Below are 11,987 nucleotides of genomic sequence, written 5' to 3'. Positions count from 1 at the left end.
TCAGTAGTAGTACGGGTAGTCGTCCCAGCGCGGGTCGCGCTTCTCGAGGAAGGCGTCGCGCCCCTCGACCGCCTCGTCGGTCATGTAGGCCAGGCGGGTGGCCTCGCCGGCGAAGACCTGCTGACCCATGAGGCCGTCGTCGGTGAGGTTGAACGCGAACTTCAGCATGCGCTGGGCAGTGGGGGACTTGCTGTTGATCCGGCGCGCCCATTCGATGGCGGTGGCCTCGAGGTCGGCGTGCGGGGCGACGCGGTTGACCGCGCCCATCCGGTGCATGGTCTCGGCGTCGTAGGCCTCCCCGAGGAAGAAGATCTCGCGCGCGAACTTCTGCCCGACCTGCTTGGCGAGATACGCGCTTCCGTAGCCCGCGTCGAAGGAACCCACATCGGCGTCGGTCTGCTTGAACCGGGCGTGCTCGGCCGACGCGAGGGTCAGGTCGCAGACGACGTGCAGGGAATGCCCGCCGCCGGCCGCCCAGCCGTTGACGACCGCGATGACGACCTTGGGCATCGTCCGGATGAGGCGCTGGACCTCGAGGATGTGCAGGCGCCCGCCCTCGGCCTTCACCCGTGCCGCGTCGACGGTGTCGGCGCCGGCCGCTGCGACGTCGTCGTCGTGCGACGTGGCGTACTGGTAACCGGAACGTCCGCGGATGCGCTGATCGCCGCCGCTGCAGAAGGCCCACCCGCCGTCCTTGGGGCTCGGTCCGTTGCCGGTGAGCAGGATGGTGCCGACGTCGGGCGAACGCCGCGCGTGATCGAGGACGCGGTACAGCTCGTCGACGGTGTGCGGACGGAAGGCGTTGCGGACCTCGGGGCGGTCGAATGCGACGCGCACGATGCCGTGCTCGCGCCCCTCGCCGACATGGCGGTGATAGGTGATGTCGGTCAGATCGTCGAAGCCGGGCACCGCCGCCCACGATGACGGGTCGAACGGCTGGTCGGCGGGTCCCTGGGTTTCTGACGTCGCAGTCATGGGGTCAGCCTAACGACGCCGCCTCCGCCGAACCCACCGTGCCCGACGCCGTACGGATTGGTGGGCGGAGGTCACGAAGTCGACACAGCTTCGACGCGGATTGCATTCAAGTATTGGATGGCGGTCCGCCTTCGGGTCGAACATCACCGAAATCTCAGTTTGGGGTGATTAGCTGTACGTATGGCTGTATGGGGGTGGATTCTGATCATCGGGGGCGCGTGGTGTGTCGTGTCCGCGGCGGTCGCGGTGATCGTCGGGAGGGCGGTCCGGATCCGAGACGAGAAGGAACGCGGGCCGCGTGGGGTGCCGGATTACATACCGGAGTCCACGCGGCGGCTGGCTCGTGGAAAGGTCTGCGTCGATCTCGCCGAACATCGTCGCGGCGCCGGGAGTGCGGCGAGCGGGTCGTTCCACCACCGGCAGACCGACACCGACTAGGTCGCGGCACCGCTGCCTCTTATACGGTTGACCGGTGACCGAAGCGAACGATCGCGCCGTCGAGACCGTCGAAGAGGATCCCCACGAAGGTGGCTTCCGGGCTCATACGGCCATCACCACCGAGCGTGGCGGGCCCCGCTACGGTGAGTTCAGCGAGCAGGTCCGCCTGCTCATGGACAACGCTCGCTACGCCTGCCCGGACGACGCGCTGGTCGACGAACTCATCGACCGGCTGGCCGCCGTCAACGAACGGCTCGCCGAAGTCCGGATCGACGAATGGCATTCGCCGGCCGGCACCCGCATCGACCTGCCCTCCCGGGGCAACATCACCCTGCCGCCCTACGTCGTCACCGAGGTCGGCGACACCGGGGTCGTCGCCGAGCTGACGTTCCGCGACTTCCATCTCGGCGGGAACAACGCCGCGCACGGGGGACAGGTGGCCGTCGCCTTCGACGACGTGGGCGGCTTCGCGTCGGCGGTCGCGATCCAGCACGTCAGCCGGACCGCCTACCTGAACGTGCAATACCGGTCCATCACGCCCCTGAACACCCCGCTGCGCATCCACGCCTGGGCGGAGCGTGTCGAGGGCCGCAAGGTCTTCGTCAGGGGCACCCTGCACCACGGCGATCGCCTCTGCGCCGAGATGGACGCGCTGTTCATCAAGCTCAACCCCGGCCAGCCCTAGTCCCGCCCTTTCACGAGCCCGTGGGCAGGCGCCGGCTCACCACCGACGGCGAATCCGCGCGCGACAGCCGCAGCACGATGGTGGGCGCCTCGTCGGCGTCGAGCGGCCACGTGTCGAGCATTTCGCGGCGCAGGGCGGCCAGTTCGTCGCCGTGATTGCTCGACAACCCGCGCGCGGTCTCGTCGTCGCCGGCATACAGGAACGTCGGCGTCATCGGATGCACGTCGTAGCCGAGCCGCTCGGCGGCCACCCACAACTGCTCCGCCACGATCCCGCCGCGCAGATAGTCCCCGGCGGATGTGCCCCGCTGCACCAGCACCAGCACCGCGGACGACGACGCGACCCGGGACCCGGCGTCGGCGCCGAGCGCGGTGCCGCCACCCCATTCATCGAGCAGGGCCATCACGTCGGCGCGGCGCAGCACGTCGAACATGCCCGCCATGGCCGGTGGCAGGTCGAGCGAGGCGACGTCGATGCCCTCGGCGGCGGCCGGGTCGTCGGTCAGCTCCTCGAACATCTCGCCGTGCAGCTCCGGCGTCAGGAACCGGGCACGATCCGAGCGGGAGATGATCGATGCATAGCGATCGATGTCCGCGCGGTCGGCGAGGGCCAGCAGGCGGGTCCGGTCGCTCGTGGCGGCGTCGCGCAACCGGGCGAGGTCGTCGTCCGACGGCGGGGACCCGTCCCCGACACCGCGTCGGGTTCCGCGAGCGAGCAGCGCGCTGAGTTCCGCCTCCGCCTCAGGCGACCGTGAACCGGTGTCGAGGCCCTTCAACCGGGCCCGCCCGGCGAGGGTCTCGGCGGCGTCGACGATCTCGATGTCGTCGAGCACACCACGCGCGGTCGCCGCGATCCGTGCGTTGTACAGCGCCGCGCCCACCGCCACCGCCGACGCCCGGTGTTCGACATCCAGGGTCGAGGTACGCGTGCGGTCCAGAGTGATGGTGACGGCATCCTCGTCGGCGGTGATCTGCCACGGCTGCTGGTTGCCCGCCGACGGCGCGCGCCTCGCGGCGTGCAGGACGAGCTCGCGGTCGGACATCGCCTCGACGGGCGGTTGCTCCTGCGGTGGCAGCGGTTCGGATGCGGCCGCCGCCTGCCGACCACCGTCCGGAAGAGCTGTCCCGATCGGGTCCTCGAGACCGTCGAGCCACGAGTCGCGATCGAATCGGACCCGTCCCGAGCGCAGGGGCTTGCCCTGGACGAGGCGCCGGACCGCCGCGGCCACCGTGGCACCGCCCAGCAGGACATCGCCGCCGAGTTGCGGCCAGGCGGTGACTGTGTGGCCGAGCTCGATGGCCGACGCCGCCATCGGCGCGGTGACCTTCGTCGGCTCGAGCACCCGAACGGCCAGTGGGGTCAAGGACGCGCGGTCGAGTCCGACGAGATCCTCGATCCGCAGATCGCCCGCCAGACCGTGGAAAAGAGGCCGATCGGGTTCGAGGTCGAACCTCTCGACATCGAGAGTGCCGCCGTCACTGGTTTCCATCAGGACGGGGATTCCGCGCGAACGGCACTTCTCGCGGATGAGCACCTTCACATCGAAGGAATCACATTCTTCGACGACGAGATCGAGGCCGTCGAGGAATTCATCGATGTTCTCGGTTGTTATTCCGTCGGAGTATACGGCGGTGGTGAGATAGGGATCGATCTCAGAAATCCGCCGCGCGGCAATCACCGCCTTGTTGTCATGAATATCCATGAGCGTGGCCGGAATTCGATTCATATTTGTCAGTTCGAGTTCGTCGAAATCGGCCAGGCGTAATTCGCCGGCAAGTCCTTCGAGTGCGAGGGTGAGCGATATCGCATGTCCCACACTCAAACCGACGATGCCGATCCGGAGGTCGCCGGCGGCGCTCTGCTGTGCGGCGGTCAGCTTGTGTCGGTTGCGGTCGAGCCGGAGTCGTCGGAACGTGCGCGGACCGGGGATCTTGACGAGGGCATTACGCCAGGGGAAGTGCACGAAACGCGGCGCCTCGTCCCACAGCGCGGGCTCCGCGGGTGGGAGGAGTTCGTCGAGTGCGCGGCCCGTGCGTTCGGTGATATCGGACACAATCAGCGAGGGTTCGGCGGTCAACTCGGCGGGTAGTTCATCCGGCGAGTAGAGGGTGGCGGCGGCGTCCGGCGGAGTGTGCATACGCCCATGGTGTCGCAGGAGATTGCGCGACGCCAACCGCCAATGAGGCGGTTCGGTTAAAAGAAGTGCGCTTGTGGGAGTGCATAAATGCCCCCCTGTGGCAGCATTACACGCGGGGTCGGGGGAGATCTCGTCTCTAAATTTCCTAATTCCTGGAAGGGAATACTGCGATGAATAAGATGACAACTACCAATGATGTGGTCCGCACCGGCATGCTGCGATCGGTCGCGCCCGAAACCGGGACGGAGTACTCGGTGGTCGTGGCCAGCCCGCGGTCCGAACCCGCCCTCTGGCACGAGTACCTCGCCGGCGCGGACGCCTCATACCACCGTCACGGGTGCGCCGCCGCGCTCGAATACGACGAGGTCGCCGGCGGCGAGGGCACGGCGATGTTCTTCGCGGTGCTCGACGCCGAGGGCAAGGTCGTCGGCGGACTGCGGGTCCAGCCCCGGTTCGAGGCGGCCGCGCAGTCGCATGCGCTGGTCGAATGGGCCGGCCAACCCGGTCAGGTCCAGCTCGTCAATGCCATCGAGGAACGTCTGCACGGCGGCATCGTCGAGGTCAAGACGGCCTGGGTGGACGAGCGCTCGTCGATCGCGGGCTCGGTTGCCGGTCAGTTGTCGCGGCTGGGACTGGTCATCATGGAGATGTCCGGAGTCGATGCCATGATGGCGACCGCGGCCGACCACGTCCTGCGGCGCTGGCAGTCCGGTGGCGGGCGTGTCGACGAGTCGGTGCCGGCCACCCCGTTCCCGGACGATCGCTACCGCACCCGGCTCATGTGGTGGGATCGTGCCCGCCTGAACAGCCTCACCAGCCCGGAGACCTGGCAGCGGATGCGCCGGGAGGCCGACGCCCTGCAGGCGGTCACGACTCAGCGTCCGCTGGTCCGGCTGTCGATGTCGACGAAGTCGGCCGGGCGCCGGTAGAAGACCTCGTACAGGCTCGCCGACGGCGGTGACACCGTCCGCTCGGCGTCGGCCGCATGCGCACTGGGTGCGCCATCGTCCCAGATCACCGCGTCGATGGACTCGATCACCGTGGTGTCCCGGCCGTTCTCCTTGGCCTGGTACACGCAGGCATCTGCCTGACCCAGGAGGTTGCCGATCACGTCGTCGGTGGACGAGGCGGTCTCGTAGCGGCCGGAGACGAGATCGTCACCCGCGAGGCGCAACGGCGCGCAGACACCACCGACGCTGATCGTCACCGGCGCGGCGGCGGCCACCGCTGCCCGAAGACGTTCGGCGCTGAGCCAGAGTTCGTCGGCGTCGTGGACCACGTGGAACATGAGGAATTCCTCGCCGCCGTAGCGGCAGACCTCCGAACCGACGGGCGCGTGCTCACGGATGGCCGCCGAGGCCGCCAGCAGTACGCCGTCGCCGGCGAGGTGGCCGTACTGGTCGTTGATCTTCTTGAAGTGGTCGACATCGAGCAGCAGGATGCCGATCCACCCGGTGGACGAGCGTGCGGCCGAGAGGAGTTGTGAGGCGCGGATCAGGAAACCGCGACGGTTGAGCAGGCCGGTCAGGGGATCGATTCCGACCAGACGGGTCTGCTGATCGAGCACGGCCTCCATCGACTTGCGCAGTGCGACCACAAGGAAGACCGGCACCACGATCAGACCGAGCATCGCGCCGAAACTGATCAGGTAGGCGGGCAGCGAGGGAGAGGTGACCGCCAGGACGAAGGCGGCGCACACGACCGCGAGTGCCAGATGGGACAGGATGAGCCGGGTCGTCGCCGAGATGGCGCCGATCGCCGGGATGACCGCGACGATCGCGAGGACGAGCGCCGACGAACGCGGCGAGGCGAGGATCATCGACGTCCCACAGATCCCGACGATGCCCAGGCCGCCGAGGAACGCGAATTCGAGATCGGTCAGCCGTGCGCGGATGGCCGTCACCGCGAAGACGACGGCGATGAACGACCAGATGGTCAACAGGATCGGCATCCCGCCCGGGTAGAGGGTCTCCGGAGCGAGCACGCTGATGACCGGTAGCGGGATGACACCACCGGTGCTGATCAGCGTCGCCATCGACCGGGCGTCGTAGCGACGGAGCACCCTTCTGATCAACGCCATCAACCACGACCGCTTTCCGTCGGCGGCTGTGGGGGCAGCCGCTTGTTCGCCGAGATTCGCATTAAAGCCACTGCGACCGCATTGGCGGAAATCGCGCAATCTTTCCTGTCCTACGCATAGGCAATGAAAGCACCTTACCAGCAGTTTTGCGGTCGCTCCCGAAATCGTTAGCAGACCTGCCGAGAATAGTCGCGAAACGGCGCGCGCGCCGGTCCGGGCCCTCTCGAACATCACATAAGAAAGCAATGTGTCCCCTCGCCGGCCCGGGTCGGAAAAACCCGCCGACGGTTTCGTCGCCACTGCCCGGCGCTTGTGAGAACAGTCATATCGCCCGGACCGGACCCCCGACCCGGGTCGACTCGCCCGCCTTCCGGAGAACAGGCCGGCTGAGTAGAATCAGCCGATGGAGAACTGCGGCGCCCGCGCCGCCTGGGGGGATCGGATTGAGCGAATGACGTCGTGTTGACGGTCGGCACCTCGGTCATCGCCGTGTCGGTCGACCCGTATCACCGAGCAGTGGTCGCGTATGGCTACGAGGCGTCGGCCGCGGCCTCTGAACGGTTCATCGAGCAGGTGCTGATGCCCATCAGTCCGCGGGCTCGATTCCACCGGCGATCGGACTTCTACTGGCTCATCTACCTCCCGTGGACCGGCGCCGGTGACGACGAACTCGGACGCAACGCACTGATCGAGGCGGCCCGCACCAAACTCGGCGCCCACACCGTGAGCGATGGCGATCGCAGCTGGTTCCTCGACGTGTGCATGGGTGTCGCCGTCGGCGACGAGCAGCTCGAGGCGAGTTCCGAGGACGATCTGGTCCGCCATGCCGACGCCGCGCTGTGCATCGCGCTCAGCAGCCGGCGGGCCGTCGTGTTCGCCTCCCCCACGATGCAGCGTCACATCCGGGCCGAGGTCGATCTCGCCGGGTGGCTGACCAGGTCGGTCGAGCGTGACTTCTCCGTCTTCTATCAGCCGATCGTCGCAGTCGGCGACCGCCGGGTCGTCGGGTATGAGTCCCTGCTCCGGTGGCACACCGAACTCGGTGTCCTCGCTCCGGACGCGTTTCTCTCTGTGGCCGAAGGAATCTCGCTGCTGGCGCCCATCGGACGGCATGCGATAGGCGAGGCCATCCGGGATCTGTCGGGTGAGATCACCCGGAAAGTCGGCGCGACGACGTTCGTCTCGCTCAACCTGTCCGGCCAGCAGCTGTGGGACGACGGGCTCGTCTCCTACGTCGCCGGTCTGATCGACGGACATGGCGTGGACCCGTCGAGGGTGTGGGTCGAGGTGCGCGAGGATCAGGCGATCCGGGTGGACACATCCGCCTCGCGGGCGATCGACGCACTGCACGATCTCGGCTGCACGATCTGCATCGACGACCTGGGCGCCGGGTTTTCGGCGCTCCGTTACGTCCGGGACCTCCCGGTGGATGTGCTGAAGGTCGACCGGACCCTCATCGCGCAACTGGCCGACAGCTCCCCGGACCGCGCCGTTGTCCGGGCGATCGGCGAGATGGCCGCGGCCACCGGGGTGAAGATGGTGGCCGAGGGCATCGAGTCCGAAGAGGTGCTCCCGATACTGGAGGAGTTCGGCTTCGACTATGCCCAGGGCTACCTGTTCGGTCGGCCCGCGCCCCTCGCGGACCTGTTCGGATCTGCTTCCTGAGGGTCGCTCCCGGCCGGAATGCGTTGTGAGCGAGCCGCACCGCACCCTGAGGTGTGAGGAGCGATGGCTCGCTTCGCTCACACCTCAAGGGGGAAGGGATCACCCGCGTTCAGCGGGCGGCGGTCACGTGACCGTCCCGGTCTCGATCGCTTGTGGCCGGCCGGAACTCTCCACCTCGATCCGCCGCGGCTTGGCCTTCTCGGCGACCGGGATCGTCACGGTGAGGACGCCGTTGTCGTAGCGCGCCGAGATCGCCGAGCTGTCGATGGCGTCGCCGAGAGTCAGCTGGCGGCGGTAGGTTCCGGAGAATCGTTCGCTGGTCAGCCACTGCACGCCGTCGTCGGATGGCGTACTCCGCTGGGCGGACAACGTCAGGACGCCGTTGTCGACACTCACGTCGATGGAGCCGGGATCGGCGCCCGGCAGATCCGCGACGAGCAGATAGTGATCCTCGACCTTGTACAGGTCCAGAGGCATGAAACGGGGAGTGCGGGCGGTTCCGGCCGCTGAACCGGTCATCATGCCTCGGGTCCAGGCATCCATGTCGGAAAAGGGATCGAAACGAAGCACAGCAGTTCACCTCCTGTTCTACAAGGCTGCTCGCCACCCGTCAGACGAGCAGTTCATCGCTGTACTGCCAACGAAGATAGCACCGGATCCCGGGCTCGTCTAGCACTCCAGGGGTGAGAGTGCCAGAAAATTTCAGACCGCGGAAACGACACCGCCCGGCCGCGAGTTCGACTGTGCCGGTAGTGGTCCCGGAATGGCAGGGACAACCCGGAGCGGGGTCGAACGGCGCGGTCGGGCATCGTCGGATGAGGGTTTGATCAGTCCGTGAGCTCGGTGGCGTCGATGGTGAAGCCGGCATTGCGCAGGCGGTCGACGAGGGCGTCGCCCATCGCCACCGCCGTGGTCAGGACCCCGGAGCGTTTGGGGAGCCGGTCGCGGTCGAGGGCCAATGCCAATGCGCTCTCGGCGAGCATCACCGCGGTGGCCTTGTATCCGGGGTCGCCCTGGGCGCGCATCCGGGCCCGGTAACGACGGCCGGTGGTGGTCCGCGTGAATGTGTCGACCACGAAATATCCGCTGTCACGGGCCTTTTCGCTCGGTCCGTCACCGGGTTTCGGCAGCACGCGGTCGAGGACCCGACGCGTGGGGCCGAAGCTCATCGCCCCCATGAACGCGCCGGTGCCGACCGCGACCGCGCCGGCGAGCAGGGTCGACACCGCGGGGACGCTGCCCACGCTCATTGTCTCCGCGTAGTGGAAGTTCTTGCCATAGGCGTTGTCCAGCAACGCATTCGACCGTCGGACGATCCGGGTGTTGTGCGCGGCCATGAAGAAGGGGGCGAGCGTGCCGCGCAGCGACGGGTCGACCTTCTTGGCGTTGATGATGGACAGGTCGCTCGGTTCGTCGGACAGGCTGACCCGCGGCACGTCGCCCGGGCCGCTCGACAATGCCTGCGGGTTGAGCATGAGCCGCCGCGACTGCGCGTTACGTGCCTCCTCGGCGATGACCCGCATGGAGTCGATCGTGCCGCCGGAGATCCCGCCGCGCATCGACGCCACCACGAGGGTGGTGTCGGTCATCTCGCCGGCGGCGTCGTCGGAGACCTTCTTGTACAGCGCGTAGGTGGTGATGTCGGACGGTACGGAGTCGAAGCCGCAGGAGTGGACGATGCGTGCCCCGGAGGCGGCGGCGACCTCGTGGACCTTGTCGATGGAGTAGCGGACGAACGGGACCTCGCCGGTCAGATCGACGTAGTCGGTGCCGGCGGTGGCCGCCGCCACCACGAGGGCCTCGCCGTACTTGAGGTAGGGACCCACGGTGGTGCAGACGACCTGGGTGCGCGCGACCATGGCGTCGAGCGCCGCGGGCGACTCCGCGTCGGCGATGATCAGCGGCCAGTCGTGCGCTCGCAGCGGCAGTCGTTTGCGGGCGTCGGTCAGCTTCGACTCGTTGCGTCCCGCGAGTGCGATCTTCGTGCCGATGGGCGCGTGATCGGCCAGATACCGCGCCGTGAGTTCACCGACGAAGCCGGTGGCGCCGTAGACCACGACGTCGAATTCGCGACCGTGCCCGGTGGATCGGTTGTCGGGAGTGGATGTGCTGTCGATGTTCGATTCCCCGCTCATCTCCCCGACTTTACGTGGGACGCGGGTCACACGTAACCGCCGACCGGTCCGGAACGCTCACGGCGAACGCCGCGCGGCGAGACGGGCCGCGAAGGGCGCCACGAACAGCATGAGCAGCACGCGCAGGATCTGGGCGGCGACGACGAAGGCGACGTTCCCGCCGGCCCCGGTGGCGGCGGCGAGCACCGCGTAGATGCCGCCCGGTGTCGTCGCCAGATAGCAGTCGAACATCGACTCGCCGGTCCATGCCGAGAGCACCACGCCCAGAAGTGCGCAGCCGGCCCCGATGGCGAGGATCAGCACCAGCGCGAGGGGCAGGACGCGGCCGATCGCACGCAGGCGCGGCATCGTGAAACCCAGACCCGCCTGCCATCCGATCACCGCGTAGGCGACGGCGAGCAGGGCGGGGGAGACCTCCGCGGGACCGGCGATCCCGGTCAGCTCGGCCACGGTCGCCAGCGCCAGCGGACCGAGCAGACCGGCGGCGGGCATGCGCAGCAACCGGCCGAGCGGAATCCCCACGCCGAGGCACACCGCGAGCAGCAGCAGGCCCCAGGCCTGACCCTGCAGGCTTTCCGCCGACCACGCGTCGGCGCCCGGCGTGACCGCGTCGCCGTCGGCGCCGAACACAAGGGAGGCGACCAGCGGGATGGTGACGGTCACCAGCGCGACGCGCAGGTACTGGATGACCGCGACCATCCGCTCGTCGCCGCCGAATTCGCGGGTCAGCGCCACCAGTCCGGACGCCCCGCCGGCGACGAGCGCCAGGGAGCCGGTCAGCGGATCGACGTCGCGGCGCAGTCCGAGAAGGGCGCCGCATGCGATGGAGATGACGAGCGTGCCCAGACCGATGACGAGGACCGGGAACCACGACGATCCGAGGCCGCTGATCGTCTCCGGCTCGGCCATCGTGCCGATGAAGACCCCGAGGACGCCTTGCGACGCCACGAACGCCCACCGCGGGACGATCGGGTCGTCGGAGTCGTCGGAACCGGAATGCGTCGGTCCGGGTGCCCGGCCGGCGATCGCGAGGGCACCTGCGACCACGAGGCCTGCGAACAGGGCCGCGGCGTCGACGTCGAACACCTCGAGCACCAGCGTCGCGACCGCGGTGAGGAGTACCAGCACTGTCCAGCGACGCACTGGGTCCACCCTAGGCCCGCCGCCGGGAGCGGGGCGAATCGAGCGGGTCGAAGCTCAGGCGGGTCGGGCGGTCCCGAGGCTCAACGCGCCGAACGGCTTCGGGACGCCCGGCTGATAGAACTCGTCGACGGGTCCGAGTGTGAAGCCGGCGGCGGTCAGTTCGGCTCGCACGTCGCGGGTGAGATGGCAGCCGCCCGCGACGCGCTTCTGGATCGGCTCGAGTCGCCGCTGCCATCGGCGGACGCGGGAGTCCGGTGCGCGGCCGTGTTCGAGGAATGCAAGCCGGCCGTCGGGGCGCAACACGCGTCGGAGCTCGCCGAGCGCCGCCCTCACATCGGGGATTGTGCACAGGGTGAAGGTGGTGAGTGCGGAGTCGAAGGAGTCGTCGTCGAAGGGGAGTCGTTGGCCGTCGAGCCCGGCGCGTTCGATGGGCACCGGTGAGGCGGCGACGCGTTCGGCGGCCATCGACCAGCCGACCGCGGACGGTTCGACCGCCGCGACCTCGCTGAGCGCGACCGGGTAGACGCCGACGTTGAGGCCCGAACCGAATCCGATCTCGACCATCCGGCCGGACAACGGGGCGCAGGCCCGCGCTCGCAGCGGTGTCAATGCGGCCATGCCGCAGGTGCGTTCGATGAGGTGCGGCAGGACTCGGTCGTCGTAAAAGCCCACGTGACGAGGGTAACGCCGCTCCCCGCCGCGATGTCGGGACTCGGGAGTACCCAGTGG

The 11,987-nt window shown here is 68.3% G+C and carries 11 protein-coding genes; 4 read left to right on the top strand and 7 right to left on the bottom strand.

Annotated elements, in window-relative coordinates; all coding sequences use genetic code 11:
• Nucleotides 1–975 carry a 1,4-dihydroxy-2-naphthoyl-CoA synthase gene (locus AMD30_RS07310; RefSeq protein WP_010841995.1) on the bottom strand — a complete coding sequence of 325 codons (975 nt, stop codon included), beginning with the start codon at nucleotides 973–975 and terminating at the stop codon, nucleotides 1–3.
• 180 nt (nucleotides 976–1,155) lie between these two features.
• Here AMD30_RS07310 and AMD30_RS07305 point away from each other — a divergent pair, with 180 nt between their 5' ends.
• Both AMD30_RS07305 and AMD30_RS07300 read left to right on the top strand, forming a co-directional pair.
• Entirely contained in the window at nucleotides 1,156–1,413 is a 258-nt protein-coding gene (locus AMD30_RS07305) for a hypothetical protein (protein WP_197282752.1), read from the top strand.
• Nucleotides 1,414–1,447: 34 nt separating this feature from the next.
• A complete protein-coding gene (locus AMD30_RS07300) occupies nucleotides 1,448–2,098 on the top strand; it encodes a PaaI family thioesterase (RefSeq protein ID WP_010841993.1) in 651 nt (216 codons plus the stop codon).
• A 10-nt stretch (nucleotides 2,099–2,108) separates the two neighbouring features.
• On the opposite strand, the gene AMD30_RS07295 is transcribed toward AMD30_RS07300, so the two are convergent.
• Complete coding sequence (locus tag AMD30_RS07295) at nucleotides 2,109–4,235, bottom strand: Rv1355c family protein (RefSeq protein ID WP_055475175.1); 2,127 nt, start codon at nucleotides 4,233–4,235, stop codon at nucleotides 2,109–2,111.
• A gap of 170 nt (nucleotides 4,236–4,405) precedes the next feature.
• On the opposite strand from AMD30_RS07295, the gene AMD30_RS07290 reads away from it, so the two are divergent.
• Nucleotides 4,406–5,164, top strand: coding sequence for a hypothetical protein (locus tag AMD30_RS07290; RefSeq protein WP_156354189.1), 759 nt, complete (start codon nucleotides 4,406–4,408; stop codon nucleotides 5,162–5,164).
• Here the strand turns inward: AMD30_RS07290 and AMD30_RS07285 are convergent.
• Nucleotides 5,110–6,315 carry a GGDEF domain-containing protein gene (locus AMD30_RS07285; RefSeq protein WP_231632658.1) on the bottom strand — a complete coding sequence of 402 codons (1,206 nt, stop codon included), beginning with the start codon at nucleotides 6,313–6,315 and terminating at the stop codon, nucleotides 5,110–5,112. The genes AMD30_RS07290 and AMD30_RS07285 overlap by 55 nt on opposite strands.
• 459 nt (nucleotides 6,316–6,774) lie before the next feature.
• On the opposite strand from AMD30_RS07285, the gene AMD30_RS07280 reads away from it, so the two are divergent.
• On the top strand, nucleotides 6,775–7,980 hold the full coding sequence (locus AMD30_RS07280; protein ID WP_055475174.1) for an EAL domain-containing protein: 1,206 nt from the start codon (nucleotides 6,775–6,777) through the stop codon (nucleotides 7,978–7,980).
• A gap of 123 nt (nucleotides 7,981–8,103) precedes the next feature.
• On the opposite strand, the gene AMD30_RS07275 is transcribed toward AMD30_RS07280, so the two are convergent.
• From AMD30_RS07275 to AMD30_RS07260, 4 genes are all read right to left on the bottom strand, one after another.
• A complete protein-coding gene (locus tag AMD30_RS07275; protein ID WP_055475173.1) occupies nucleotides 8,104–8,550 on the bottom strand; it encodes an Hsp20/alpha crystallin family protein in 447 nt (148 codons plus the stop codon).
• A gap of 257 nt (nucleotides 8,551–8,807) precedes the next feature.
• Nucleotides 8,808–10,115: a saccharopine dehydrogenase family protein gene (locus tag AMD30_RS07270; protein ID WP_055475172.1), complete on the bottom strand. Its 1,308-nt coding sequence runs from the start codon at nucleotides 10,113–10,115 to the stop codon at nucleotides 8,808–8,810.
• A gap of 57 nt (nucleotides 10,116–10,172) precedes the next feature.
• Nucleotides 10,173–11,258, bottom strand: a complete 1,086-nt coding sequence (locus AMD30_RS07265) for an AbrB family transcriptional regulator (RefSeq protein WP_055475256.1) — start codon at nucleotides 11,256–11,258, stop codon at nucleotides 10,173–10,175.
• Nucleotides 11,259–11,312: 54 nt separating this feature from the next.
• On the bottom strand, nucleotides 11,313–11,930 hold the full coding sequence (locus tag AMD30_RS07260) for a class I SAM-dependent methyltransferase (protein ID WP_055475171.1): 618 nt from the start codon (nucleotides 11,928–11,930) through the stop codon (nucleotides 11,313–11,315).
• Nucleotides 11,931–11,987 lie beyond the last annotated feature (57 nt).

The organism is Gordonia sp. HS-NH1 (genome assembly GCF_001418765.1).
Lineage (GTDB): Bacteria > Actinomycetota > Actinomycetes > Mycobacteriales > Mycobacteriaceae > Gordonia.
This window is presented reverse-complemented; position numbering and strand designations above follow the sequence as displayed.

Coding starts and splice junctions, on each gene's coding strand:
- AMD30_RS07310 (WP_010841995.1), bottom strand. CDS start 975: ATGACTGCGACGTCAGAAACCCAGGGACCCGCCGACCAGCCGTTCGAC.
- AMD30_RS07295 (WP_055475175.1), bottom strand. CDS start 4,235: ATGCACACTCCGCCGGACGCCGCCGCCACCCTCTACTCGCCGGATGAA.
- AMD30_RS07290 (WP_156354189.1), top strand. CDS start 4,406: ATGAATAAGATGACAACTACCAATGATGTGGTCCGCACCGGCATGCTG.
- AMD30_RS07285 (WP_231632658.1), bottom strand. CDS start 6,315: ATGGCGTTGATCAGAAGGGTGCTCCGTCGCTACGACGCCCGGTCGATG.
- AMD30_RS07305 (WP_197282752.1), top strand. CDS start 1,156: ATGGCTGTATGGGGGTGGATTCTGATCATCGGGGGCGCGTGGTGTGTC.
- AMD30_RS07270 (WP_055475172.1), bottom strand. CDS start 10,115: ATGAGCGGGGAATCGAACATCGACAGCACATCCACTCCCGACAACCGA.